The sequence below is a fragment of the Brevibacillus sp. RS1.1 genome (genome assembly GCF_013284365.1).
In the GTDB taxonomy this organism is placed as follows: Bacteria; Bacillota; Bacilli; order Brevibacillales; family Brevibacillaceae; genus Brevibacillus; species Brevibacillus brevis_D.
The window spans coordinates 1,080,139-1,105,236 of the sequence record NZ_JABSVA010000001.1 but is presented as its reverse complement, the minus strand read 5'-3'; the positions used below and the strand labels follow the sequence as shown (position 1 = coordinate 1,105,236).

The window sequence follows — 25,098 nt, the reverse complement described above, 5'->3', positions numbered from 1 at the left end:
CAGGACACCTCGGAAACAAGAAGTGCCCCCTGTCGGCAGGGGACACTTGCCATTATGGTTGTTCTTTTCGATTAGGAGTGCAGCGACACGATGCCCTCAGGAAGAACGGACGAATCCTTTACTCCCAAATACGTGATGCTCACCCGTGTAATACGATGGTTTTCCAGTTCACTGATCGCAAAAAGATAGCCTTGGAATGTGACGGTTTTGCCTTTCGCGACCTCTTCATTTAACTGGCTGTAGAGCCAGCCGGCAATGGTGTCGACTTCGTCGGAAACGACTTCAATCGATATGTAATCATTCAGTTCTGTCAAGAGAGTTTTACCGGAAACCGAGAGCGTGTTGCTGGAGCTTTCTTCAATTTCAGGGCGTTCATTTTCATCGAACTCATCCTGAATGTCACCGACGATTTCCTCCAAAATGTTCTCCATCGTTAGCAACCCTGCTGTACCGCCGTATTCGTCAATCACGATGGCAAGCTGGGAACGGCGCTTTTGCATCAAGCGCAAGACGTGGCTGATTTCCATGGACTCTGGCACCGTCAATAATGGGCGGAGAAAATCAGTTAACTCTGCTTTCCCTGTCGTCAGCGCAGAGAGGTAAAAATCTGAGATGTGCACAAAGCCAATCAGCCTGTCCTTATCCTCATGGGCGACGGGAAAGCGTGAATGGCGAGACTCTCTCATGATTTCGAGGTTTTCGTCAAACGTGTTGTCGTCGTAGAGGCAAATCATATCAATCCGTGGGATCATAATTTCCCGGGCAAGACGCTCGGAAAACACGAAGACATTGTCGACGAGTGCCATTTCGGTCTTGTCAATGTGACCACTTTTATGACTCTGGTTCATGAGAAGGCGGATTTCTTCTTCTGTATGAGCAGATTCGTTTTCGTTGGCAGGCTCGATTCCAAGGCGTCTGATCAGTAAATTGGCTGCTCCGTTTAAAAGCCAAATGAGCGGATAGCTCAGCTTGTAGAAAAACATGAGCGGTGCGGCAGTCCATAGAGAAGTGGCCTCCGCTTTTTGAATCGCCAAAGACTTGGGCGCAAGCTCTCCGAAGACGATATGTAAAAATGTGATGATAGCAAAGGCGATCGCAAGTGAGGTCGGACCGACCAAATAAGATGGGAAATGAAAAAATGCTATGACAGGCGCGACGTAATGGGCGACGGCAGGTTCACCGACCCAGCCTAACCCCAACGAAGCCAGTGTAATTCCTAGCTGGCAGGCGGATAAATAGGCGTCGAGCTCTCGTGTGACTATTTGCGCGTAGCGGGCACTTTTGTGATTGCCTTCACTGACGAGCTGGGTCAGACGAGTTTGGCGAACTTTTACCAACGAGAATTCTGCTGCGACGAAGAAGCCGTTCAGAAGAACCAAAAATACCACGAGCAACAGATTCAGCGTAATCTCCCCTATCGGACTCTCCAAGCACACCTCCGCCTCCCGCAGTGCGAAAGGGGGAGAATTCACCTCCGATACGATAATGGTATTTTACATGTACGACCAAAAATGGATAAATATTCGATCTAAAACCTGCAATGGATATGCTTTTCATGAGCCAAGCTACAGGTTTTCTTGTTACTCGTAAGTATACCAATAGGTCAACCGAACAGTCAAAACGTTCCGATTTGAACCAGTGCATTCTGAAGCATTGCTTGGACATACCTGCTTCTTTCTGATCATAAACATAAACGAGCACGGTCTAAGGAGGGGAGCGACATGTACTGGCTGCAAAAAAGTGTAGCGATTCTCACAGGAAGCGTGCTTCTAGGCGTTGGAGTCAATCTGTTTTTGGTTCCGCATCGCTTAATGGAAGGGGGCATGATCGGGATCGGTTTGTTGGCGACATATTACATGCAGATGCCGACCGGTCTCATGATGATTTTGATCAGTATCCCTGTGTATGTCATCGTCTTTTTTTATGATCGCAGCTTGTTTTTTCACAGCTTTCACGGCATGCTGATTTCCGCTTTCTTTATAGACATTCTCTCGGATATGCGTGGCTGGAATCTGTGGTCCACTTCCTTTTCCGCAGTTACTGGAGGTGTATTAATCGGAATGGGTGTCGGCTTGATGCTTGCCTACGAGACAAATACGGGGGGGACAGACCTGTTCGCGCAATTTCTTGCCAGACGATACAAGCTGCGCGTTGCATTGTTGATTTTTCTCATTGATGGGCTGATCGTACTCTGCTCGATTCAGACCATCGGGATGGAGAGGATGGTTTTTTCGTTTCTTACAATCATTTCCATTGCGGCGACCACGCATATGTTCAGTGGACTCGGACGACCTCTGCCACCGTATACGGTCATTGGCCCGCTTTTTTCACATAAAATGGATGACCGCTCATCGCGGCACAATGTAAACACGAGCACGAGATATAGAATAGGGAAGGGGAAGGCGATGTTTTGGAGAAAATAAATAGGAAAAGGATGAAATGAGGGACTGTTTTGTCTGGACAAGCATTTCAAATGATAACGGAGCGTGTTGGTTATTTTCCTGGTCATGTTAACATAGGACTTGTCATTAGTGAGCATGGAGCGATCCTGATCGATTCTGGTCTGGATACCCAAACCGCCAAAAAAATCAAGAAAGGACTGGACGCTATCGCCCAGCCCTTATGTGCCATTATTCAAACGCACGCTCATGCCGACCATTTCGGTGGCAACGCCTACTTGCTCGGATGCTGGCCCGAAGCAAGGGTCTATGCGCCACCGCTGGAAGAGGCGATCATTCGGAATCCGATACTTGAGCCCATTTACTTGAACATGGGTGCAGCCCCACTTGAGGATCTCAAAAACAAGTTTTTGCTGGCGCAGCCTTCTCGGGTGGACCACCTCCTTCCACTGGATGAAGGGATCGAAATTGGTGGCGTACCTTTCTCTATCCTTTCTCTGCCGGGGCATAGCTGGCAACAGGTTGGTGTCGTCTGTGACGAGATATGCTTCGCTGCCGACAGTTATTTAGGCGAAGAGGTTTTGGAAAAGCACAAGCTGCCGTTTCTTGTGGATGCGCATGAGACCCTACTCAGTCTTCATAAACTGCTTGCAACCAATTACAAGGGGTACTTGCCTGGGCACGGAGCATATACCACCACCTCTCATGATGCCGTGAATAAAAATATTGCTTGGCATGAGCGGGTTTTCTCGGTGATCTGCGACATTTTCGTAGAGGAGAGATCAGCAGAAGAAGCGTTAGCTCTCCTGTGTGAGCGTTTACACATTTCCATAGAAAATACTTCGAGCTATGTCCTGTTTCGGACGGCGTTTATGGGTTACTTGGTCGGGCTGCAGAAAACAAAGAGGGTAGCATACCGGTTTGAACAAAATCGGTGGTTGTGGAGAACTGTTCAGGATGGAGCCGAAGGAGAAGAAAGGTAATCGGCGATTTCTGCTAGCTTATGCTCTGCAGCTTCGCGGACGGCCTTGGGAATGAAAAAAACTTCTTCGGACGTGGTGTTCATATAGAACTTTGCTTCCAAATACGGATGACCCAGTTTGACATTCAGTTCCCCTTTTCCGGTTGTTGTGCTGGTGTAGTTCGTAGGGATGCGCAAAAAATACGCGCTGCTGCTGGCGGAATCGTACATGACGACATCGTACGTGGGCATACTGTCCCCGCCTGAACGATGAAAGCCTTGCTGCCGCAGCATTTTGTCAACGTAAGAGAGTGGCTGAACGACACCGGTAAGGGTCTTGTTTTTTAACCGCATGGACATCCTCCTCGGTTCAACCATTGGGAATCGAAGCTTAGTCTCATACTATGTGCGGCAATACCAATTCAGACTTGTAGAATAAAGAAAAGAAGGAGTGGACGAGAATGGAACTTATGGCAGATTTGCATACCCATACAAAAGCGTCAGACGGTACCTGCGAGCCGGCGGAAAACGTACGCTTGGCGAAGGAGGCAGGACTTGCTGCACTGGCGATCACGGATCACGACACGGTAGCAGGGATTCCAGAAGCAATGGAGGCTGCCCGTGCACTTGGCGTGGAAATCATTCCGGGAGTGGAAGTGAGCTCCGTAGGGAAGGGGCAGGATATTCACGTTCTCGGCTATTTTGTCCCGTATGAAGACCCAGCTTTTGAAGAGCGTCTCTTTCGTCTGCGAGAGACGAGGCATGAGCGTAACCAACTGCTGATCACACGGCTGCAGGAGCTCGGTATCGACATTTCCTTGGAAAAGGTATACCGCCGCAAGCAGGGCACGGACAAAAACATCGGGCGACCGCATATTGCAGAAGAACTGATGGAGCTGGGTGTCGTTTCAACGATTGCAGAGGCCTTCGATAAATACTTGGGCAAAGGGGGAGCGGCTTATGTCAATCCTCCACGCCTTACCCCGCAGGAAGCGATTACGCTGATCAAAGAGGCTGGCGGAGTGGCGGTGCTGGCTCATCCGGGTCTGTATGACGATGATGAGTTGGTCCAGGAGTTGATTGTATTCGGTTTGGATGGGATTGAAGTCAATCACCCGGACAATGATGAGGTACAAAAAATGCGCTACAGCAAGTGGACAGCGCAATACGGAATGGTTGTCACCGGCGGTTCTGATTTCCATGGATGGCGTGGAGAGGAGCCGTTTCATGCGATGCTTGGCTCTCATACCGCAGGGATGGATGCTGTTGAACAGCTACGGGCGATTGCGGAGAAGCGGAAAGTGTAATACATCTAAACATAATGGAAGCGACCCTCTTCTCTTTTATGGGAAGAGGGTCTTTGGTGAGCTCAAAACAAAGCTAGCAGAAAGGATATCCCTAACCACAAGCAAAGAGGGGTAAACAATGCCGTATCTCGACGGGCAAACTTCGTATTTTTTACTTTTTTAAAAAAGCCAATGTAGTTGAAGTCTCCCACAGCGCGCAGGACAAATACAGCGGCACAGACCATGCATCCCCATTGAATCAAAGAAGGGGAGAGTACGGGCGATAGATAGCCGCTCTGGGCGAGCAAAATGTAACCAGCACAAGCCAGCAAGCAGGCAACGATGATCGTTCCGCCTTTCCCAGGGGAAAAAGTCCGGCGTGCATGATCGGCTGTTGTGGGAATGACGGAATCGGTCCCCCATTTTCCTCCGAAGGCCCAATAAAAATGCAGCAAGGACACGATGACCAAGAAGATAGCAGATGAGATGGGGAAAACATGCGTCATGGAAATGCCTCCTATTGATTTGTAAGGTCTTCACGAAAGATACGCACTCGTATGTTTTGGGTAAAAAAACCCCTGCACGAGACAATCTGTCAGGCAGAAAGGGGGAGTGGGAATCAAATCCAAGTCATAAAATGTTGCAAGGGTGCGGACATATCAAAAGGCGTTTCCAGCTCTCGGCGAACGAGCCAGCCAATATAGAGGAGGTACGCGAGTTGAGCGCGTGCCTTTGCATCAGCGGGAGCCAGCCCTTTTTTCTCATACAGGGAGGCTACGAAGCCGATTCTGCGTTGCTCGATTTCCACGAGACGTTTGGAAAGGGCAGGATGTTGTTTCGCCCAATTGTAGATAGCGGCTTCGGTTTTTCGCTCGCTGCTAAAAACGCTCGACAAAAGCTGTTCCAACGACATGCTGTCCGAGTGTGGCGCTCGAATGATCCGCTCGGTTGCATGCTCCTCCCAATAATCGATTATGGAGTCTAACAGTGCTTGACGATCCGGAAAGTGATGATAAAAGCTCCCCTTGCTGATCTTCAGTTTTCTGGCGAGAGGCTCCACACGAACAGCGTCAATGCCAGCTTCAGCCAACATATCGAGCCCCGCCCGAATCCAATCTTCACGTACGTATTGCATGGTTCACCTCAAAAGATACGATATCGTATGTTTCTGGTTCCATGTTATTCCACTGGGTGTGAAGTGTCAAGAAGAGTTGGTTTTTGTATTGACATTCACACTAGTGTAAAGCTTTAGAATCGCAATCAAGAGCGGTAGACCTTGCATGTAGCGCCGGATCTTCTCGCTTGGAAAAATAAAACGAATGGAGTGTCGACCTGTGAATTCAGCATCAATTCCTGCCTCTGTAACTGTTATTGGCCTTGGCCATATGGGAGTAGCACTCGTGGATGCTTTTCTAAAAGGCGGTCATCCAACGACTGTCTGGAATCGTTCAGCAGATAAAGCCAAAGGTCTGGTTGAGAAGGGAGCAGTGCTGGCGGGCAGTGTGAGCGAGGCAATCGCGGCAAGCAACTTGGTCGTTGTTTGCTTATCAACCTACAAAGTCATGCAAGAGCAGCTTGCGCCATTAGAAAATGAATTATCAGGGCGTGTCATCGTCAACCTCACTACAGGAACACCGGAGGATGCACGCAAGACAGCCAAGTGGGTAAGCGAGCACGGTGGGCAATATCTCGATGGAGCGATCATGGCTATCCCTCAAATGATTGGACTGCCCGAAACACTCATTTTCTACGGTGGGTCGAAGGCTCTATTTGAAGCATATGAACCGACATTGAAATTGCTGGGAGGTAACGCTGCCTATCTCGGTGAAGACTATGGTGTTCCGTTGATCTATGATTTGTCGCTGCTTACCATGATGTATGGGGCTTGGTATGGCTCCATGCATGCACATGCCCTATTAAGTACGGCAAACATAACAGGAACAGAATTTCTTCCATACGCAACCAACTGGGTAAATCACTTGATTGCCCCGCTCTTAACAGATCCGGTTGCCGCACGGGCACGTGATGAAGGAAACTTCACGACAGATGTGTCCAATTTGAATACGAACAAACTAGGACTTGAACACATCATCCATGCCAGCCAGGAACAGGGAATCACTGTTGAGTGGTTGATGCCATTGCTAACATTGGCCACACAGAAAGTAGCAGAGGGCTACGGTGCTGACTCTTTTGATCGCGTCATTGAGGCAATCCGGAAACCATTGGTGAAATAATTCTTTTCTCTGGGGCAAATGAAAAACAACCTCGTTTCGCATGCTGATCATAACGAAAACGAGGTTGTTTTTCTGAAAGAGGGAATGGAGCTGCACGCAGTTTCCCTTATGCGCGAATGGATTTGACCATCGCAATATGCTCGATACCTGCATCGTCAAATAAGTCGCCAAAAGGTTCATAGCCGAGCTTTTCATAAAACCGTTGGGCTTGCGTCTGTGCATTCAGCTTCAGGCTGTCATACCCGTGTTGCTTGGACAGATCTTCCATCTCAAGCATGATTTGGCGGCCCAGCCCGGTACCGCGTTCTGTTTTGGCAACCGCCACCCGTTCGATTTTTCCCACTCCAGGTGCGTAGGTGCGGATACGGCTTGCGCCCACTGGCTTTCCATCGCGGTAGGCCACAAAATGAATCGTCCCGCCATCAAGGGTGTCATGCTCATCGATTTCCAATTCTTCTGGTACTTCCTGTTCCTCGATGAAAACGATTCGTCGTACCGACAGGGCATCCGCCAATTCTTGTTCCGTGGTGACTCTTTGGATCTGGTAGGTTTGCAGGTTCATCGTATTCGTCCTTTTTTAGAAAATATCCCTCCTTACGATGGAGACGCAGGGAGGGTTGGTGGTTGAGGATAGGGTGTTTATTTTTTGAGAAGGAAAGTCTGGTAAACGCTCCAGATGCCATCTTCGAGCTGATAAACCAAGTGGAAGCGATCAATTTCGCTGTTTAGATCAATTTTTGCCATGCTTAGTTGACCAGTTACATCACGCAGCTCATCGTCGGACAGGTCACGCCCGATGGTCAGATGCGGTACGTATGCGTAGGTTTCTTTTTCATTCACACACTGATTGGCAATCTTTTGATGCAGTTCGTTAAATGGTTCTTTGTTTTGCACAGCCAAATAGATCACGTTGGTGGTAGGGTGGAAAGAAGATACACGATGGAAATGAGCCGAAAAACTGTCAGTAGAGGAGGCAACCTGCTCCAGATGGCTCACCAGCTTAGGCAGCTTCGCTTCGTCCAGCTCGAAGGCTTCCTTCAAACGGATATACGGAGGAACCAAAGCATAGCCCGGATCATAACGTTTCCGGTAAGAGTTGGCTACTTCTTGCACCTTGCTAGATGGGAATATTACGATACTGTACATCATCAGAACCACTCCTCCTTACTATCTATCATGCTCTACAAGATATTATTTTAACAGAAAATTCTTCATTTGTGTAATGTTAAGCGTGGGTCCGTATATTCCTTGCGCCAAAGGAAAGACTGTGTAGTGCAAGGAGGTGCCGCATGGCATGCATACGGCTATGATGATCACATTCATTTTTCTCGTCCTGCTTCTACTGTCTGTGCTGACCTTCACGATCTTGACTGCGATCCGAAAAGGAGAATTCGAAGAGGCTCTCGTATCGACGATCAAGGATGAAGGTCCACAAGAAGAACAGCCACGGTAAGTTTACCCGTAAAGCGTCTTTAGCATACGCGGTAGATTGCGCTGCCAGTGGCCCCACGTATGGTCACCCTCAAACGTTTCATAAATGAGGGTGGCTTTTTTCGTGCCCAAAATCTCGCGCAATTCCTCATTGGCCGCAAGAAGATTCAATGTGCCACGCCCCGTGCTTACTGCCGTTTCCTCCGTCCCGATTTCCAAATAAATGGTTTGTGGCACGGAAAAGTCAGCGTCCGCTACCAGACGATTTAGCTTTGCGTCCATGGCAATCGACTGGCAGGCAACTTGTCCAAACGTATGTGGATAGTTAAGCGCAGTGAACAGAGAGACAACTCCGCCCAAAGATTCGCCAAGAAGTGTTCGTGCGTTTCCCAAAGGATGTGTGGAGTAATGCGTATCGACATAGCTCACGACCTCTTCGGCGAGGAAGCGTCGGTAGGCCATGTGCTCCTTACCATCCGGATGATAACGGTCGTTCCGTTTGCTTTTCTCGACAGGGAGAAAGACAGCTATGATATCAGGCAATTCTTTGTCCTCATTCAATTGATCCAGCAAAGAAGCCATTCTACCCATCGCCAAGTAATCTTCCCCATCCTGTACGTAGAGGACTGGATACGAGTAGAGTGGCGAGTAGCGTTGGGGTGTGTAGACAATCAGCTTTTCCGGCGTCCCCAAATGCCGGCTTTCCAAGATGATTTCCTCAAGGGCCACTGCGTTGTCCTCCTTATTGGGATATTCCTGTTCATTATTATACAGGAGCGAGCGGGCATGCCCAATAGTTTGGGTGTAGAGTTCGGCATTGGGCGAAAGATTGTCGCAATTTGGCTCGTGTGTGATACTATGGTAGGAAACGACTTCACTCGATTTGTGGAAGGGGTTGTCTCTTATATGAAGAAGCAAGTACACAGCATCGAAGTCAGAAACGCTGCTCTCGCACGTTTGGCAGAACGCGGAGTGACGTTGGATGATATCGCAGAGATCGTCTATCTCATGCAGTCGCCGTACCATCCAGATCTCACAATGGCGCAGTGCATCGAGAGCGTGAAAGCGGTCTTGGAAAAAAGGGAAATGCAGCACGCCATCCTGGTTGGCGTTGAGTTGGATACGTTAGCAGAGAAAGGCCTCTTGTCCGAGCCGCTCCAATCCATCATTGCGTCAGATGAAGGACTATTCGGATGTGACGAAACATTGGCGCTAGGCTCCGTATTTGGATATGGAAGTATCGCGGTGACCACCTTTGGGCATTTGGATAAGCACAAGGTCGGGGTGATTAAAAGGCTGGATACAAAGTCGGGAGAGGGACGTGTTCACACGTTTTTGGACGACCTCGTGGCGAGTGTGGCAGCCAATGCGTCTAGCCGCATGGCCCATCGGATGAGAGATGAGCAGGAGGCCGAGTTGGCACAAAATGAGGCGTCGAAGCAATAGGAAGCCGAGCTGCGTGTCGAGGAGAAAGCGAAAGGGACGGAGCAGGCGGGGTAGGTTAGGTTTGGGACGAGGGTGTTTGCTTCAATCGTTACCTAATTATCTTGTTTGTTGTTGTTAGCTTTATTGATCGTTTTTGTCTGGCAGAGTCAATTCTCCACTGGTGTAGCTCATATGCTTGATGCAGTCATGTAAGAAGTGATGCCATCGGGTAGGTGATCTCCCTGTTTTGTAGGGGGAGGTGGGCAGCAGCGGTGGGGAATGGCTTTTTACAAGGGGCACACAAGACTGATTTCACTGGGTTTCTTAGTGTTCTTTTGGTACGAGTGAAAATTTTTACAAGAAATTATTCATTTCCTCTTGAAATCCATTTTACGATGCTGTATAGTAATAAATGTGATCGACGTCCGATACGATTCGGGCCCTTAGCTCAGTTGGTCAGAGCGGTCGGCTCATAACCGATTGGTCGTAGGTTCGAGTCCTACAGGGCCCACCATTAAACGATCACACACATATCCCATGATCCGGTAGCTCAGTTGGGAGAGCACCATCTTGACAGGGTGGGGGTCGCTGGTTCGAACCCAGTCCGGATCACCATAACAGCACTTGCGAAGCCTTGATAATCAAGGCTTTTTTTGATGAGACAGGCACCCAGAGTTAATTTATACAGGGTGCTTTTTTGTTTTTGTTGACGTAGTGTTGACTAATTTTTCATTACTTGTAATTATGATGAAAAGTTGGCCCATTTTAATATAAACATGAAAAGGTATGATGGAAAATGCAGAAATTTCAAGAGTTATATATCGAATTTTTGGACCAATCAAACATTATGGAACTATTCAGTAAAGTAAAAAGCACAAAAGAATTAGAGGCAATTGTATATGAAAAGTTAAATGGTTATTTTGACAATAAAAATGCTCTCAACAATAATCTTTTGACATGCCTACTGTCAGAATCTATTGGACTTGAATACTTAGACAAAGTTGAAGGTAAACGGGAATTTTTTGAACAATTACTCCTGTTATATAAAAAATCTAAACTATCAAATAATAATAAGTGCATGGAGATTATGGTTTATTGGAATTATTATGGTGAGCGTGCAAATTCCGATGTTTGGAATGTCTTTAACATATTTAAAAGCATCGATAAAAGTATGGAATTAAATGAATTGGTATACGCATACTTCAACATAATAGGGGTAATAGTCGAGGGGGTAATTAAGTATTATTTAATGATTTTGTACTGCCAGCTACAAAATATTTCCGGTAAGTTGGTTGATTATCAGAGTGTGAAAATGACAGAGCTAGGAAGATTATTATCTTTATCTAACAAGATTTTAAAGACATTTAAAATAACTCTTCCAAAACCAAAAGGTATATCATTGAACCAGTGGAGGAATATCTCATATCACCATAGCTATAGGCTTGAAGAAGATAAAATAGTTTGTGAAGTTATGAATGGTAAAACATTCAGGTTTAGTATTGAAGAACTTGAGCTAATTGTACAACAAATATTTGAGACTGGACGTGCTTTGAAAGCAGCAAATACAATTTTTTACATAGATAATTCTTTTGAATTAAGCAAGATTAAGAAAAGAAGGTACATTCGAAAGGAGGTTGAACTGTTCGACTTAATTTCAATTATTCTTTCACAAGGTTATGAGATTTTAAATACAGAAACTAGCAATGAAAAAACAATAATTTCAATTAAAGAGATATTCCAGCAAGAATATATTTTCCAGTATATCTTCTTCTTTATTCAAATGTGGCACGTATTTAATTCAAAGATTTATGAGATTAATTATTACAGTTTTAAGGGTGACTTATTTGCAAAATTTAGTGTTACTCAAGAGTCATTAAAAGCGATTGATGAACAAGATAATGATATAGAGAGCCATATTAATTCAGTTAAAATTGAATATCTGCGAAAAAATGAATAATCTAATTCATTATGTGGCTATTTTGAAAATATATGTTGTTATGTAACTATTATATTATCGGTGGTCTACTAAATACGGCCGCCGATAATTAGAGTCTGTAAAATATTCTGTGTAAACGTTCAACCTCATTTTGTGATGAAGAGATCGTAGGGGACAAGCCTGAATGGATTTTGGTAAGTAAGAAACCATCTATCGATCATTTTTGTACCTTGGGATGCTTGTCAGGCCATGTAGACGAAATGGCAATCGAATCGGAAGAGAAAAACGGATTGATTAATTAAATTGATAACGTGTATCCAGTGGCGCGGATCGAATGCACCTGGATACACAAGATCAATTAAGTTGAAAACGGCACTTAATGCGGATATTCTTTGCCAAGGATCAATCCTACGAGGTTACCGATAAATTCGAACACAAAGATTATTAGTTCCACTGGCTTCACACTCCAATTCCTCATCTTGTATTTAAATACGAATGTTACAGAAATTGGTTTCAATGCATCTTCACAACAAAATGCTCATTAAGTACAATGGAAGATCTATAACTGATAAAAAAGAAAGCCGCCTGGTAGGCAGCTTCAGAAATTAGTATGCAGGTTTTATAATTTACAAACCGTTCCTGTATACGTTCCTAACCAGTAAAATCTCGGTCCTTCTGGAACAGGAATAAGATTCCCTTTTTTGTATATTTTTCCATAGTATTCATCATGGACATAGTCTTCATAGTTAATATATTCAGGGACTGGGGTTGGATATCTGGTGAACGATTTGTAGTAAGTGGCCTCTTTACATACGGTTGCTTCTACACTTTCGTTTGCTTGAGTTTCAGTTACTGCAAAAACGGGTGAGACAGCAACAATGCTCAACAAGAAAAAACAAATGACTAAAGTGAACTTTTTGATCATGAGTGAACCACCCTTCAAGATGTAAGTAAATTCCATTTAAGGTTACTACAGGGGATGTTTGTCGTAAAGGTATTTTTGGTTGTAAGAATGATTTTACACACTGTGTAGACAGATAAGATGGAACGGGAAAATAAAAACCCAATCCAAGGGATCGGGTGAAGGAAAGCTTAGATTGAGGCTCATAGGATTTTACTAATTAGCTAGTGAAGAAAAGAGGTATGAACGATGTAATGCAGTGTACAAATTTACTCATGAAGTAAATGCTTCAAACTGATTACGTACAATCACTGTTTGAAAGTACGTGGTGAAATCGTGATGATATTGTAGTCAATCCGATTATCTGGGTCAGTATTCGAAAACATTACCATAAAATCCCCAACTTTATACCAAATCTCATATCTATATTTATGATTCCCGTATGTTTCTTCACCGAAAATTTTAAAAATCTGTTCTTTAGTTAATGATTCAAATCTTGTTTGTATGACAGTTAGACGTTCCTCGCCTTTGATTTTATTAAACATGTATCTATACCCGTTTCGGTCGAAATATCTGGTATGCAATTTTGGTGAAACATAATCATCCTCTCTTATACCGAATTTTGATTGCAGTTCTTCTTTTGTTATATGGAAAGCGATATCACCGCCTAAATTTCCTTCATGGATATTCTCAAGAATGTGGGTGAGAAACTCTTGAGCGTTAGATTGAGATTTTTGGGGTTTGAATCTTTCATAGGCGGTCATAGATGAAGCATCTTTCATATAGGAAAAAACCGGGGTAAGAAGATACATTATTAAACCAATTACTAAGGCTATTTGTTGGATTTTATTCATGGAAAGCCTCCAGGATTATTTCACCATTTTGTTCATTGGTAGTTTTTAAAAGATATTGGTTCAGCTTAAATGTTATCTTCAAGATTGTATTGCATCATCTCGTTAGTTTCAATTTATTTCCAAAATCCTTATATCCGATCTAGTATTTAACACAACGGTAATTAAGAAAAGTAATTTTTCAAGGTAATCGAGTAGATAAGCACTCCAAAGATCAAGGCAACAATTCCTTGAATTCGGTTCCGATGTTTTAAATGAAAAAATCCTATAGCTAAAAATGAGAATAAAATCCCGAGAATTGCCCATAAGAACTTGTTTTCATTGCGTAGTTTTGCTTCTCTAAACAACCAGATACTCATCAAAATACTCATAATCGGCAGAAACATGCAGTATACCCCTTAAAAATCAATGTGTTACAAAATTATACAACACGGGATAGTTCAGGGGAATATGAACAAGGTATCACAACACACGATTTGTTAAATGAGAATTAAGAAAGGGTAGGCGGTGTAGGTGAACGATAAGCTGATCGAAAGTGTTTGCGAAAAATGTCCCGCTACTCAATGGGGCAAGAAATCGATCTGTAGTGTCCACAACCTCCACGTTGGTAAAATCGAAACCTGCCCGGAGTGGGACAATTACATCATAGAGAATCAAGGGTTGCTTGATCGGAGCGGGCAGCTCGGCTATATCAATCTTGAGGCAGCTCTTGAAGTCGTACAAAAGGTAGAGGAAGAAATTAAGGATTACCATTGGATGGTGAAAGAGGTTGAGCGTCTGAGGAAGGAAATAGATAAGGCGATATCTTCGAATCCGTTAATACAGGAGAAATTGGTCGCTACCTATGGCGATGCAGCAGGTATGCCGAGCGGGAAAGGATTACGCCTCTCCACCTTAACCATTCCGGAAGAGCGGTACGAAAAACGGATTGAGAGAATGAAAAGCCTTGAAGACAAGGTGAGGCAAATCAATGATTTCGCTATCGGTCTGAGCGATAGCAAGTACCGAACAGTCCTGGAATGCATGATGGATGGAATGCGAATGAATAGCATTGCTAGGCACGTAGGAGTTTCCCGGCAACGATTGAATGAAATCAAACGGGACATCGTAAATCGATTAGCGAGGGAGCTGTACAGTGAGGAATTGTTAGGTTTCTGAAAGGTTGGCGGAATGACGTTTTTAAAGAAGAGCAGATGCATAAATACTCAGGCAATCCATGATGAAGAAGCCCTCGGGAATGATCCGAGTGGCTTTTCGTGGTTCTAAAAACCTATGGTCATAATGGTGCGTTTGTTACTTTGTATCTATTGTTAGTGTGCGTTCCACATCCGATACTTCATTACGTGGGCATTATTTCCTTTTTATATATAGATTGGATATCGGATGTATCGATCAACATGAGAATCTCCCATCTGTATAGAAACCTTTACAGAGAGGAGGAGACTGTTAGCCCAATATTGAAGGTATCAATATCCAGCAGTCAAGTGCTGAACGCAAGAGCTACGTGGTTGTGGGAGCCATTTTATCATGCAGCAGCGGAAGTAAACAGAGTCGGCTGAAAATGCCGTTCAGCCATGGTGTTTTTGTAAAAGGAAAACCGCAAATGAACATCATGGATTTCGTTCCCAACGTAAATATCATGCCCTTTGGAAAGTGCAGCAGCTTACAAAATCCCACAGTCGCTTCTGCCACAGCTGCTAACAATGGTGTGCTGACACCAATGCCTTGTACACCTCTGACAACAATGCCATGGATCGATGGGAAAGCGGACAAAATAGTCGGTGGCCATCCGGCATTGCTGAACAAATCAACAAATATGTGTTTCTATTGTGGGCAGATTAAGATTGAAGATGACGGACAGGATTTGGGTGGTGTGACGATAGGGAATCAGTCGTCGGCAAATAGCGGGCCGTCAGCTACCGGCTTTGGACAAGGACCAGCTTGCGAAAAGCCGCAGGAAAAACCAAGCATGTTGGATGACTTCATCAAAGGAATCTCGATGCTGGGAGACGTTCCTGCTGCGATGAAAAAAGCGGCGAGTGAGTTGCCAGGCGCTTTGGAGAAAGCAGCAAATGATTTGCCGAAGGGTGTTGGAGTGTTTGTAAGAGAAGGCTATATCGAGCCAATACAAGAAGACATAGATACATTGCGGGATGATAAAATCGATCTCGCGGATGGAATTGCAATCAGTGGGCTTGCCTTGGGTGTACTAACGCTGGGGGGAAGTAAAAGAATTAAGAATTTATTGGATGCGGCAAGGAAGGGAAGGAAGGGGACGAGTGATATTCGTCAGATTTCTTCTGGAGGGTTAAGAAACGAACAGGAATTAACCGATGCTCAAAAAAGCGATTTGATTGAATATGCAAAAAAGATAGGTTTCCCTGAAGAAAATATAGTTTTTAGGGATGGCTGGAATACTGGTATGATGTATGACAGATTATATATTAATACTGACGTTTTACCTGCTCAATCTCCTGGAACTGGAACTTTAAGTGCGAATAGTCGCGTTTCAGGTAAGGCAACTATAGCACATGAAATTATTGGACACTATGAATCCTATGCGAGTGGAAAAGCATTTGAGCTTTATGATGTTGATCCTGCAACTTACGCCAGAAACTTTGCATTGGACGAGGCTCAAGCAAGTATCAGAGCAGCTAGATTTGCTCCTGATTTAACACCTAACGAAAGAATGACCTTAATAAGGGATGCAATTACAAGATTGAGGAATGGTGGACTCCGTGTCCGAGACGTTAAGGACGAACTCTATATCCAACATAGATAGAAAGGGAGATTATGAATGCACAAGTTACTGGACATAGGAGATGTGTTTGAATCAAAAGAATATGGAACTATTATAGTTGGAATAAATCCTGAACTTGATACTCTAAGTCATTCTGAAATTAAAAATAGGATCGGTGACTATATCGTAGTTCGAACACCTGATTACAAAGAGTTAGAAATGAAAGTTATTTCAGTACAAATCTCTAATTCACTCATTGATAAAAAAACGATTGGTATTTGTATTGGTAAAGCAGTTAATCCCTCTGATATACCAATTAGATCCGTGGTATACACGAGATAAATTGGACAGAAAGAGAAAATGTGATCCTATAGAACAATATTTGTTTGAGGGCTGCCCAGTGCCAATAAACTTCTTTACCTAGCCATTACCAATATAACCATTGTTCTACATGTAGGAAATTTTCACGAATTAAGATGAAACGCACAGAAGGAACTTTGTCAGATTACGATACTAGATGGAAAAGATCATGTTCACTATGCTCTTGCAGGGTTGACATTTCTGACACATCTGACGCTTTTGACGTTTTTTGCAAGTAAATCAAAAATCGCTCTATACTAAGTGTACGCACGATGAATAAGCCGCTCAGGGGAATATACCTGGGCGGTTTTGTTTTGGTCTGACAAATTAGAAAGGGGGAAGAGCATTGAGCCAGTCGGTGTACAAGTCACGGCGTTGGAAGCGGAAGCGGGAAGCTATCTTACGAAGAGATAAATACATGTGTCAGGAGAGTAAGCGGTACGGTAAGACTGAACTAGCTACTACTGTGCATCATATTTACCCGTTGGAGTTTTACCCTGAACTAGCGTTCGAGGACTGGAACCTTATTTCTCTTAGTGACAAGCAGCACAACGCTATGCATGACAGGGTGACTCACGAGCTAACAGCATTAGGACAAGCTTGGCAGGAAAGAGTTCGTTCAAAGTTTGAAAAAAAATATCCCCCCACTTTTTAAAATTTTAAATTTTTTTTCGGTGGACCGACTCGGCCAGCCGTTTCCAATAGCGCGAGTTCTGGGAAAAAATTTTTCGGGAGGTGATGGCGGTGGCTAAAGTGACGAAAGCGGCGGTGATATGCCTTGTTATAAGCGTATTTCTTCGGATTCCTCAACCATCCCTAGCCGCGAGGCATCTTTATATCTGCACTGTGAACGAGCTGTCGTTTAAAGCTGGTCCTAACTGAAATCCTCTATTTCAAACTTTGCTTCCGTGTTAAGGATTTTCCAAATATCTTCGTCCTAAAAATATTAACAACACGACAAACGTTTCCTAATATTTAGGTTAAGTGTATTATGAAGAAAACTGGTGACGATAGAATGAAGTACCGAATAATGCATTATTTGGAGAAGATCATAGATTAAGAATTAGAAACATCGAATTAAAGTGGAGGACATTAAATGAATTCTTTTGAAGATTACTTATCTGATTCTCTAGGTTTGAATAAGAATACTATAAAGCAATACATGGAAGATATACGGTTTTATGAAGACAAAATTATCGAACATAGAGCTAATGAGGATTGTCAGTTTTTTTTTCGCAAGGAGTTACTTGAGACTTATCTAAATAAAAGAAGAGGTGCGACTGCTTATTCAGCAGTTGTAAATTATTTGAGATTTCTTGATGAGACAAACCAGATTGACCACATCTCCTTTTTAGAAACAAAGGAACTTTTCTCAACCTTATACAAAAAGAATCTCAAATTCACTGAAACTTTTTTGGATAGGAATTACATTGATTACATATTTAGCGGTCTGGTTCATTATCGCTTTTTAAATAATAGCGAGCGAAACGACGATCAGTTAAGTGTGATCGGTCCTCTTATTTGGGCCCTATCCTATTATTGCGGATTTGAGCAACAACATTTATATAGTTTGACCAACGATGATCTAAGGCTAGAATTGGGGCATATAAGAAACCCATATTATAAATTTAACCCTACTCTTATTGAATGGGTAAAGCTACACGATGAAGCAATAAGGAGAATTAATCGTTACAGAGAAGCGCATCCAGACTTATTTAAATCAAAAGGGGATACACCAGTATTATTTCTCGATGGGAAAAGATTTGATAATAAGTTAGCAAATGCACCGTTTACAATACTCAATGATAGGGTAGCTAATAAAGACAAGCTACCTACTGATATCAGGGTTAACTGCCAAATTCTTGTGCGAAGTGGGATTCTTCACTCGCTACAGGAAACCAAAGGTGCATCGCTTCTGACTTTATCGAAAACGATTGGTCTTGATAATACACAGCTAAACTATGCATTTAATCAATTTCTAAACCCAAATCAAGAAGATACAAGCGCTTAATGCTCAAGTTGTTAAGAAATAGTTATAGCATGGCTACTATGCCATGATGGTGTCAACCACAAAAATTAATACTCCGGCATTTTCATCCTGCATGGTTAATCGAGTTGCCTTTTTGAGTCTGTCTTGGCAGCATTTCTCTTTAAGCTTTTATATTTATTAATAAATTTATAGGAATTCTCATATATGAAAAACATAGAAGTAGACATCAAGGAACTATAATCCATGATTACCAAAATGATCGGGGGATATGAAAATGCTAGACCTCTTTACTCCAGTCGTAGATTCTCAAAATTTTCATCATAATTTTAAGATGATTATGAATGATAAGGATCTAAAAGACGTAATAAATAGCTGGTTAATAGGATTTGAGGATAGAGACAATAAATTCATCAAAGAATTTCAAACAACTTTCAATTCATCTTTCTGGGAATTATATTTATTTGCGTGCTTACGAAATCTAGGATTTACAGTGGATTTTTCTCATAACACACCAGACTTTGTAATTCAAACAAAAGAACAATCACTAATAGTAGAAGCAGTTACAACAAGTAATCCGCAAAACGGGACACCAGAGTTTGACAGAGAACGGGCTATGAGAGAATTTCAAGAAAAAAGACAAACAGCTCAAGGTAGAGAAAAATTAATGAAGGAAGTTGTTTCATTAGCAACAGAAAGAATAAGTAATAGTTTTATTAGTAAGTCAAAAAAATATCTTGATAAGTACTCCAATTTAGATCATGTAAAAGGGAAGCCCTTCGTCTTGGCCATTGGCGGATTTGAACAGCCGTTGTTCTTTATGCAAGGCGTTGCTGCTATTCAAAAAGTATTACTAGGAATAACTGAGGCTAAATATGTAAATTCACGTCCTCAAATTAAATATGATGATAGTATCGTTAAACAGAGTTCAGGATCATCGATAAAAATTGGCCTATTTAATGACGATGAACATAAACATATAAGTGCAGTTATTTTTAGTCCCATCGCGACAACGGGGAAAGCGAGGGCTTTGTCGTTACGCAGACATAAGAACATATTTTTTGAGACTTATCGATATAACGATAATGGGCAGCAAGGAATTATAGATATGTTACCTCAGACAAAATATAGGGAATCTTTGCTAGATGGTATTTCAATTTATTTAAATCCTTACGCTGAGAATCCACTGGACCCGACTTTATTTGACAATGATGATATAGCATTTCATTACAATAAAGACCTTTCAATGTTAAAACACGGTTTCCTATACAGAAGGTTAGTATTAAATGGTTCTAAAGAGGATAAGAACGCGGAATTGTGATGAGTTCCCACTAATAATTGAAAGGTCAGTATAATTTGCACTTTGTATAACGATTTGCTATCGAGTAATCTGCACTTTATGTGCAGATGCTCTTTTGAATTGGAAGAGTTTAGTAGTGTTTATTTACATACATCAGCTGATAAGAAATACAGCAAGTATTTGACAACCATTTTGACAACGCACTAAAGTAAATCATGTAAATTCAAGTTAACTAGATTCGCGAAGAACCGCATTAGAACGCGGTTTGTGCAGGCAGATTAGCCTATAATATTGTGTCAGATCAAATTGACATGGTGGGGGTCGCTGGTTCGAACCCAGTCCGGATCACCATATAACGAATGCTGAAACCCTTGGTAATCAAGGGTTTTTCTTATTGCTTGCTTTGATTAGCCACAGTCACTAACCTGCAGATTCTACGATATCGGTGGTTAATACTATTCATTAACTGTTGACTTGAAAAAACTCCTTCCTTGCCCACAAGCACTTTTTACGTTTGCAATCATCGATCTGTGTTTCTTTAAATCGTCAATTACTTCAGGTGCAATTGTTATAGATCTTTTGCCAATCGTGAGATAATGTCTGCTTCACATAAAGAATCCCTTTTCTAGGTCAACATCCTTCCATCTTAACCCCAAAACTCCCCTTGCCTTATTCCAGTTGTAAGAGCCAAGAACAGCGCAACATAGAGTCTATCGGTTTTTGCTTGCTTCAGAAACATTAAAGACTGTCCGTTGTCCCACACTTGCATTTCTTCTTTAACAGCTTTGGGTCTATCAACTAGATCAACTACATTATTTGATACCATTTGCCAGCGTTCAGCTTAATGTTTAAAGAGTTTGAGCGTGAATTTCTCACTCTGATGTTTTTTAACTCACGAGGGTATTTGAGTATAGAAATGACTGTACCTGAGGTTGGGAGATATATTTTGAATATTGAAATTCCCCACATCTATATTGAAGTGAGAAGGCTTGTTGAAACTACAATTGATCAGATTGTTGCAAAGTTTCTTGAATAGAATATATCAAGACAAGTCGTGATAGAGGTGGCATCATGACAATACTAGAAGTGCTTTCAAAAGAAGACTACATTGAGTGGCATAAGTCAGATCCAGATAAGATGGACGTTTTCGAAACGTGGGAGCGAAAGGGACGGTTTTGTGACTAAGCATATCAAACCTAACGAAATACACATACTGATACTAATTTACTAATTTTCTATTTTAATATTTAGTTATTTAAATATTTATAACTATTAAATGTAAATAACGATGAATATAATGGCATATTTTTAATAGTTATAAATATTTCAATTGACAATGATAATCATTCTTTTTATTATTTATTACGTTCATAATTTCATACTACTTTTTGAAAGAAGGAATTTATATTACAACACGTAGAATCATCTCAAAAATTCATTTATGGCTTAGTATGCTAGCAGGGGTTTTTATAGTACTCATTGGCTTAACGGGAAGTTTGCTTGTGTTTGAACCTGAAATAAACAGCATGCTGCATCCTAATTTGTATAAAGTAACGGAAGGTGAAAAAGTTACGTATCAGCAAGCCTTGCAGGGTGTATCAGAAGCACATCCGAAAGGTCAAATTGATCGTGTATACACTCCAAATGAACCTAACGCTCGAGGAGTTTATTTATTCCGCCTTAAAGAAGGAAAGGAACAACTAAACATATTTGTAGATCCAGGAACAGGATACATAAATGGAACATTAGGGGATAAAGGATTATTCAAGCTAATAACGGAGTTTCATGAAAAGTTGCTGTTAAAAGATTTCAATGGTGAGAAAATCATCGGTATGATTGGATTTATTTTCTTTTTCATTACATTATCAGGATTATATTTATGGTGGCCAGGGATAAAAAAATGGGCACGTGGGTTTATTTTAAGACGTAATGCCAACCCTTATGTACGGCAATATGATCTACATAAAGTCATTGGTGGAGTTTCCATTCCGTTTTTATTGGTTGTTTCGTTAACAGGAGCACTTTTCGCGTATGATGACATGATTTTTGGTTGGTTCGGTGCAGAAGCAAAGGTGATGCCTCCAGAAGAGCAGCTTATCTCAAAAGCTCTTCCCAGTGGTAAGCTTCCACTTGATGAATTGTTCAGTAGAGCTGAAAAAGAAGTACCTCAGGGAACACTTATGCAAGTTAGAATGCCCAAAAAGGTGGAAAGAGGAAACCCAGAAGGCGCAGTGGAATTTCGTATCAGCAATTCATTTGATCCAGGCAATGGAAATGTAAAAGTGTGGATAGATCAGTATAGCGGAAAAGTAGTGGGCAAGTTAGATCCACATGTTAATAGTGGGCTTATGTATCAAACATGGCACCTTCCATTACATACAGGTAGTTTTGGTGGATTATTTACTAAAATTTTGTATGCTATCGGTGGTCTTACTCCATCTATACTAATGTTCACTGGAGTCTATATGTGGTGGTATAAGAAAAAGAACAAGAACAAACGGAAACAGAAAATCGACACAGCAGTAGTATAAACACATGGCGACGATGTGAAATCCGTGGGGGTCGCTGGTTCGAATCCAGTCCGGATCACCATATAACGAATGCTTAAACCCTTGGTAATCAAGGGTTTTTCTTATTTCTTGCTTTGATTAGCCACAGTCACTAACCTCCATATTCTACGATTTGGGTGGCAAATACTATTCATTAACTGTTGACTTGAAAAAACTCCTTCAAAGCTCTTCCGCAACATCTTTTTGCAAACTCGGTAAAACATACGTGTAAGTATCAAGTGTAATTTTAATGGTGGCATGACCCAGTCGTCCGCTTGCTACTTTGGGATTTACACCTTGTACAAGTAGAAGTGTTGCATGGGTATGACGTAAGTAGTGAAATCGAATTTTGGGAACATCCACTGTTTTAAGTAGGCGCTAATAGGTTCTATTCAAATTTCTGGGTGATTGTGGCGTGCCTAGTGTTTAATCGTTAAATACTTCAGCTGGAATTGTTATAGATCTTCTGCCTGCTGCCGGTTTAGGTAATGGGGAGAATTTTCTGCCCATCGTGAGATAATGTTTGCTTCACATAAAGAATCCCTTTTTCTAGGTCAACATCCTTCCATATTAACCCCAAAATTTCCCCTTGATTCATTCCAGTTGTAAGAGCCAACAAAAAAGGCAACTTAGAGTCTAGCGGTTTTTGCTTACTTCGGAAATGTTAATGACTGTTCGATGTCCCGCACTTGCATTTCTTCATTAACAGCTTTTGGTCTATCAACTAGATCAACTACATTTTTTGATACCATTTGCCAGCGTTCAGCTTTATTAAGTGAATCCTTAATGATGGTGTATATTTTTTGCATAGTGGAACCAGCGTAATTGTTCTTACTTAATTCAAGCATGAATTTCTCAACACGTTGAGAAGTAATCTTTGAAATCTCTAGATCACCTAATGCCGGAATTTACTGTCTTTCCAACAATCTTTGTTCATTCAAGTATAGAGATGCTCATGCCATGTATAATATTTGGTATAATTTACATATGACTATAAATTCGATTTTATTAAAGAAGGTGGGTTATAAAGATATTCTGTTCAGAATTAAACTGTGATGGTACTAGTGGCAATAATAAATGTTCAACCTACAAACCGAAGCTTGTCAAAAGCATAAACAATTCTTTAAGTCTATCAAAGGAAAAAGATGTCACTATAAATGGAGATTGTGTATTTATTGTAAGAAATTCCAAAAGTAAAAAAGGCGTCATTTATGAACTATCGCTTTGAAGTAATGGAGGTCAATTTGTTCCCCGATTATAAGGAAGTATCCTTAAAGTACATCGCAGATGACGAAGGAGTAGTGATGCTAGTGGACACTGCAAAATTCAAAGTATTTAGTGATGGCTTAATTGAACATGATAGAAATCACTTTAAAAAGTTTAGAGATGCAAGAGAAGCAAATGAAGTCATGGGCAAATGTATTGAACATCTCAGTTCTCAGCGTCATTCGCTATAAAATCAAAGATTTTAATTAGGGGGAGTGTTGCATCGATTACCCTTTAGTTGTTGCAGTTATAAAAGAGCCCTATTATCAGATACCTGATTGGTTGAATACAGATGTGGCTTATACTGAATATGTCAAGTTAACAGGTCAAACTACTAGTGATGAGGTTGATTTGTTTATTGCGATGCTTTTGGGATACAACAATATAGACATTAAGGGGACACCTCATGAAGTGTTAAAGCGATTATTTGATGAATCAGATGTAGTAATTGGAGGAGGAATCTATTTCGAAAGTAATGATAGGATAATTCCTCCGAGTTGTTGTTCTGGTCTAGAAGCTTGGAGAGATGTGCTAGATAGTGTTATTAACAGGAAAAGCCCTTGGATGGGTCATAATCCAACACCAAGAATGGAATTCGCTGATAATATAGTGCGTGTTTGGTCCGATGATTCTAATGAAGAAGATGTATACAAGAATGAACTGTACTATATTGATTTTGATTATGTGGAGTTTATTGCAAAGCTAGAAATGGTTGAATCGGACTTAATGGAATTTGCAAGAGTGCCTCTCTTCAATAGATTTTTAGAGTTTGACCTTGAGTTAGCCAATGATGTGGTGAAAAGGTTTGAAAGTTGGTTTATCTTCAAAGGTGACTAAGAGGGGCAGTAAAGAATTGAATAAAACGGTAATTTAATTAGGGGGCTTGTTGTAAAAATGGATTATTTAAACTATGAAGATCAGTTTAAAGAAATTTTAAACCAAGAGGAAATAAATCGTATTCAAAATCTTCAACTTTAGAGAAATCAGAATGAAGTATTGGAGATTAAGACACGAGGCATTTATTGATGAACGAAATATATCTGATAGGGATTCAAAGAAAATATGGACTGAATTGATTCGTCAGCAAGAAGAATTGCAGCGCATTAAAAATAATAAATGAAAACAAGATTTGATAAGAAAAAGGTGACGCAATGCACACTTTTATCAAACATGTAAATGGATACACGATCAGACATTGGACTCTTGTTGATGTGTTTTACATTCAAGAAGGTGAGAAATGGATTGTTGAAGACAAGGATCTTGATGCGGTAATTGATTTTGCAATGAAAAGGTAGCTTGATTATGTTTTGGAGGGGAAAATGAGTAGGGTATTTTCTATGCTTGCTTCAAGGACTATTGTTTCAATAGTTTCCATTATAAACTACTATGCTTTAATGATGCTCGCTTATCTGATACTAACAGGAACGGATGTTTTCATAATTACAGTGATACTTCCTATCATGTCGATCATT

Annotated in this window: 24 protein-coding genes, 2 tRNA genes and 1 pseudogene; 17 read left to right on the top strand and 10 right to left on the bottom strand. The window is 41.6% G+C overall.

The window, feature by feature from the left end:
* Positions 1 to 71 precede the first annotated feature (71 nt).
* Positions 72 to 1,436 (bottom strand): hemolysin family protein, encoded by a 1,365-nt coding sequence (locus HP570_RS04930; RefSeq protein WP_173625053.1) that lies wholly within the window; start codon positions 1,434 to 1,436, stop codon positions 72 to 74.
* A 285-nt stretch (positions 1,437 to 1,721) separates the two neighbouring features.
* On the opposite strand from HP570_RS04930, the gene HP570_RS04925 reads away from it, so the two are divergent.
* Both HP570_RS04925 and HP570_RS04920 read left to right on the top strand, forming a co-directional pair.
* Entirely contained in the window at positions 1,722 to 2,423 is a 702-nt protein-coding gene (locus tag HP570_RS04925; RefSeq protein ID WP_254495019.1) for a YitT family protein, read from the top strand.
* A gap of 29 nt (positions 2,424 to 2,452) precedes the next feature.
* A complete protein-coding gene (locus HP570_RS04920; RefSeq protein ID WP_173625052.1) occupies positions 2,453 to 3,382 on the top strand; it encodes an MBL fold metallo-hydrolase in 930 nt (309 codons plus the stop codon).
* On the opposite strand, the gene HP570_RS04915 is transcribed toward HP570_RS04920, so the two are convergent.
* Positions 3,352 to 3,714: a hypothetical protein gene (locus tag HP570_RS04915; protein ID WP_087349181.1), complete on the bottom strand. Its 363-nt coding sequence runs from the start codon at positions 3,712 to 3,714 to the stop codon at positions 3,352 to 3,354. The genes HP570_RS04920 and HP570_RS04915 overlap by 31 nt on opposite strands.
* 107 nt (positions 3,715 to 3,821) lie before the next feature.
* Between HP570_RS04915 and HP570_RS04910 the strand changes: the two genes are divergently transcribed.
* Positions 3,822 to 4,667 (top strand): PHP domain-containing protein, encoded by an 846-nt coding sequence (locus HP570_RS04910; RefSeq protein ID WP_173625051.1) that lies wholly within the window; start codon positions 3,822 to 3,824, stop codon positions 4,665 to 4,667.
* 62 nt (positions 4,668 to 4,729) lie between these two features.
* Here the strand turns inward: HP570_RS04910 and HP570_RS04905 are convergent, their stop codons facing one another.
* Both HP570_RS04905 and HP570_RS04900 read right to left on the bottom strand, forming a co-directional pair.
* Positions 4,730 to 5,152 carry a DUF3995 domain-containing protein gene (locus HP570_RS04905; RefSeq protein ID WP_173625050.1) on the bottom strand — a complete coding sequence of 141 codons (423 nt, stop codon included), beginning with the start codon at positions 5,150 to 5,152 and terminating at the stop codon, positions 4,730 to 4,732.
* A gap of 113 nt (positions 5,153 to 5,265) precedes the next feature.
* Positions 5,266 to 5,781 carry a TetR/AcrR family transcriptional regulator gene (locus HP570_RS04900; protein ID WP_173625049.1) on the bottom strand — a complete coding sequence of 172 codons (516 nt, stop codon included), beginning with the start codon at positions 5,779 to 5,781 and terminating at the stop codon, positions 5,266 to 5,268.
* A 199-nt stretch (positions 5,782 to 5,980) separates the two neighbouring features.
* Here HP570_RS04900 and HP570_RS04895 point away from each other — a divergent pair, with 199 nt between their 5' ends.
* Entirely contained in the window at positions 5,981 to 6,880 is a 900-nt protein-coding gene (locus tag HP570_RS04895) for an NAD(P)-dependent oxidoreductase (RefSeq protein WP_173625048.1), read from the top strand.
* Between the two features lie 106 nt (positions 6,881 to 6,986).
* Here HP570_RS04895 and HP570_RS04890 read toward each other — a convergent pair whose 3' ends face one another.
* Positions 6,987 to 7,442, bottom strand: coding sequence for a GNAT family N-acetyltransferase (locus tag HP570_RS04890; protein ID WP_173625047.1), 456 nt, complete (start codon positions 7,440 to 7,442; stop codon positions 6,987 to 6,989).
* A gap of 77 nt (positions 7,443 to 7,519) precedes the next feature.
* Positions 7,520 to 8,029, bottom strand: coding sequence for a YjcG family protein (locus HP570_RS04885; RefSeq protein ID WP_173625046.1), 510 nt, complete (start codon positions 8,027 to 8,029; stop codon positions 7,520 to 7,522).
* A 145-nt stretch (positions 8,030 to 8,174) separates the two neighbouring features.
* On the opposite strand from HP570_RS04885, the gene HP570_RS04880 reads away from it, so the two are divergent.
* A complete protein-coding gene (locus HP570_RS04880) occupies positions 8,175 to 8,333 on the top strand; it encodes a hypothetical protein (protein ID WP_015892263.1) in 159 nt (52 codons plus the stop codon).
* 2 nt (positions 8,334 to 8,335) lie between these two features.
* Here HP570_RS04880 and HP570_RS04875 read toward each other — a convergent pair whose 3' ends face one another.
* Positions 8,336 to 9,040 carry an alpha/beta hydrolase gene (locus tag HP570_RS04875; protein ID WP_173625045.1) on the bottom strand — a complete coding sequence of 235 codons (705 nt, stop codon included), beginning with the start codon at positions 9,038 to 9,040 and terminating at the stop codon, positions 8,336 to 8,338.
* A gap of 177 nt (positions 9,041 to 9,217) precedes the next feature.
* Between HP570_RS04875 and HP570_RS04870 the strand changes: the two genes are divergently transcribed.
* The 4 genes from HP570_RS04870 to HP570_RS04855 all read left to right on the top strand — a co-directional run bounded on the left by HP570_RS04870 (position 9,218) and on the right by HP570_RS04855 (position 11,693).
* The gene (locus HP570_RS04870; protein ID WP_015892261.1) at positions 9,218 to 9,757 is read left to right on the top strand and encodes a phosphatidylglycerophosphatase A family protein; all 540 of its coding nucleotides are present in this window, start codon (positions 9,218 to 9,220) and stop codon (positions 9,755 to 9,757) included.
* Positions 9,758 to 10,173: 416 nt separating this feature from the next.
* Positions 10,174 to 10,250, top strand: a tRNA-Ile gene (locus HP570_RS04865).
* Between the two features lie 25 nt (positions 10,251 to 10,275).
* Positions 10,276 to 10,351, top strand: a tRNA-Val gene (locus HP570_RS04860).
* Between the two features lie 181 nt (positions 10,352 to 10,532).
* Entirely contained in the window at positions 10,533 to 11,693 is a 1,161-nt protein-coding gene (locus HP570_RS04855; protein ID WP_173625044.1) for a hypothetical protein, read from the top strand.
* A gap of 598 nt (positions 11,694 to 12,291) precedes the next feature.
* On the opposite strand, the gene HP570_RS04850 is transcribed toward HP570_RS04855, so the two are convergent.
* Positions 12,292 to 12,597: a hypothetical protein gene (locus HP570_RS04850; RefSeq protein ID WP_173625043.1), complete on the bottom strand. Its 306-nt coding sequence runs from the start codon at positions 12,595 to 12,597 to the stop codon at positions 12,292 to 12,294.
* Between the two features lie 284 nt (positions 12,598 to 12,881).
* On the bottom strand, positions 12,882 to 13,427 hold the full coding sequence (locus HP570_RS04845; RefSeq protein ID WP_015891836.1) for a hypothetical protein: 546 nt from the start codon (positions 13,425 to 13,427) through the stop codon (positions 12,882 to 12,884).
* Positions 13,428 to 13,937: 510 nt separating this feature from the next.
* Between HP570_RS04845 and HP570_RS04840 the strand changes: the two genes are divergently transcribed.
* From HP570_RS04840 to HP570_RS04815, 6 genes and pseudogenes are all read left to right on the top strand, one after another.
* Entirely contained in the window at positions 13,938 to 14,582 is a 645-nt protein-coding gene (locus tag HP570_RS04840; RefSeq protein ID WP_173625042.1) for a hypothetical protein, read from the top strand.
* Between the two features lie 298 nt (positions 14,583 to 14,880).
* A pseudogene (locus HP570_RS04835) lies at positions 14,881 to 15,288 on the top strand (DUF4280 domain-containing protein); the annotation flags it as partial.
* A gap of 933 nt (positions 15,289 to 16,221) precedes the next feature.
* Positions 16,222 to 16,506, top strand: a complete 285-nt coding sequence (locus tag HP570_RS04830; RefSeq protein WP_173625041.1) for a hypothetical protein — start codon at positions 16,222 to 16,224, stop codon at positions 16,504 to 16,506.
* A 1,114-nt stretch (positions 16,507 to 17,620) separates the two neighbouring features.
* Positions 17,621 to 18,535, top strand: a complete 915-nt coding sequence (locus HP570_RS04825) for a hypothetical protein (RefSeq protein WP_173625040.1) — start codon at positions 17,621 to 17,623, stop codon at positions 18,533 to 18,535.
* Positions 18,536 to 18,788: 253 nt separating this feature from the next.
* A complete protein-coding gene (locus HP570_RS04820) occupies positions 18,789 to 19,832 on the top strand; it encodes a hypothetical protein (RefSeq protein WP_173625039.1) in 1,044 nt (347 codons plus the stop codon).
* Between the two features lie 1,367 nt (positions 19,833 to 21,199).
* The gene (locus tag HP570_RS04815; RefSeq protein WP_256436201.1) at positions 21,200 to 22,342 is read left to right on the top strand and encodes a PepSY-associated TM helix domain-containing protein; all 1,143 of its coding nucleotides are present in this window, start codon (positions 21,200 to 21,202) and stop codon (positions 22,340 to 22,342) included.
* A gap of 198 nt (positions 22,343 to 22,540) precedes the next feature.
* On the opposite strand, the gene HP570_RS30020 is transcribed toward HP570_RS04815, so the two are convergent.
* Positions 22,541 to 22,723, bottom strand: a complete 183-nt coding sequence (locus HP570_RS30020; protein ID WP_375138851.1) for a tyrosine-type recombinase/integrase — start codon at positions 22,721 to 22,723, stop codon at positions 22,541 to 22,543.
* An 848-nt stretch (positions 22,724 to 23,571) separates the two neighbouring features.
* Between HP570_RS30020 and HP570_RS04805 the strand changes: the two genes are divergently transcribed.
* On the top strand, positions 23,572 to 23,817 hold the full coding sequence (locus HP570_RS04805) for a hypothetical protein (protein ID WP_173625038.1): 246 nt from the start codon (positions 23,572 to 23,574) through the stop codon (positions 23,815 to 23,817).
* A 103-nt stretch (positions 23,818 to 23,920) separates the two neighbouring features.
* Positions 23,921 to 24,463 carry a hypothetical protein gene (locus tag HP570_RS04800; RefSeq protein WP_173625037.1) on the top strand — a complete coding sequence of 181 codons (543 nt, stop codon included), beginning with the start codon at positions 23,921 to 23,923 and terminating at the stop codon, positions 24,461 to 24,463.
* The last annotated feature ends 635 nt before the right edge of the window (positions 24,464 to 25,098 follow it).

Bases quoted from the DNA above. Each gene is read 5' to 3' on its own strand.
- HP570_RS04910 (WP_173625051.1), top strand. From the start codon at position 3,822: ATGGAACTTATGGCAGATTTGCATACCCATACAAAAGCGTCAGACGGT.
- HP570_RS04855 (WP_173625044.1), top strand. From the start codon at position 10,533: ATGCAGAAATTTCAAGAGTTATATATCGAATTTTTGGACCAATCAAAC.
- HP570_RS04880 (WP_015892263.1), top strand. From the start codon at position 8,175: ATGCATACGGCTATGATGATCACATTCATTTTTCTCGTCCTGCTTCTA.
- HP570_RS04925 (WP_254495019.1), top strand. From the start codon at position 1,722: ATGTACTGGCTGCAAAAAAGTGTAGCGATTCTCACAGGAAGCGTGCTT.
- HP570_RS04805 (WP_173625038.1), top strand. From the start codon at position 23,572: ATGAACTATCGCTTTGAAGTAATGGAGGTCAATTTGTTCCCCGATTAT.
- HP570_RS04900 (WP_173625049.1), bottom strand. From the start codon at position 5,781: ATGCAATACGTACGTGAAGATTGGATTCGGGCGGGGCTCGATATGTTG.
- HP570_RS04915 (WP_087349181.1), bottom strand. From the start codon at position 3,714: ATGCGGTTAAAAAACAAGACCCTTACCGGTGTCGTTCAGCCACTCTCT.
- HP570_RS04820 (WP_173625039.1), top strand. From the start codon at position 18,789: ATGCTAGACCTCTTTACTCCAGTCGTAGATTCTCAAAATTTTCATCAT.
- HP570_RS04830 (WP_173625041.1), top strand. From the start codon at position 16,222: ATGCACAAGTTACTGGACATAGGAGATGTGTTTGAATCAAAAGAATAT.
- HP570_RS04905 (WP_173625050.1), bottom strand. From the start codon at position 5,152: ATGACGCATGTTTTCCCCATCTCATCTGCTATCTTCTTGGTCATCGTG.
- HP570_RS04825 (WP_173625040.1), top strand. From the start codon at position 17,621: ATGAATTCTTTTGAAGATTACTTATCTGATTCTCTAGGTTTGAATAAG.
- HP570_RS04850 (WP_173625043.1), bottom strand. From the start codon at position 12,597: ATGATCAAAAAGTTCACTTTAGTCATTTGTTTTTTCTTGTTGAGCATT.
- HP570_RS04845 (WP_015891836.1), bottom strand. From the start codon at position 13,427: ATGAATAAAATCCAACAAATAGCCTTAGTAATTGGTTTAATAATGTAT.
- HP570_RS04885 (WP_173625046.1), bottom strand. From the start codon at position 8,029: ATGATGTACAGTATCGTAATATTCCCATCTAGCAAGGTGCAAGAAGTA.
- HP570_RS04890 (WP_173625047.1), bottom strand. From the start codon at position 7,442: ATGAACCTGCAAACCTACCAGATCCAAAGAGTCACCACGGAACAAGAA.
- HP570_RS04870 (WP_015892261.1), top strand. From the start codon at position 9,218: ATGAAGAAGCAAGTACACAGCATCGAAGTCAGAAACGCTGCTCTCGCA.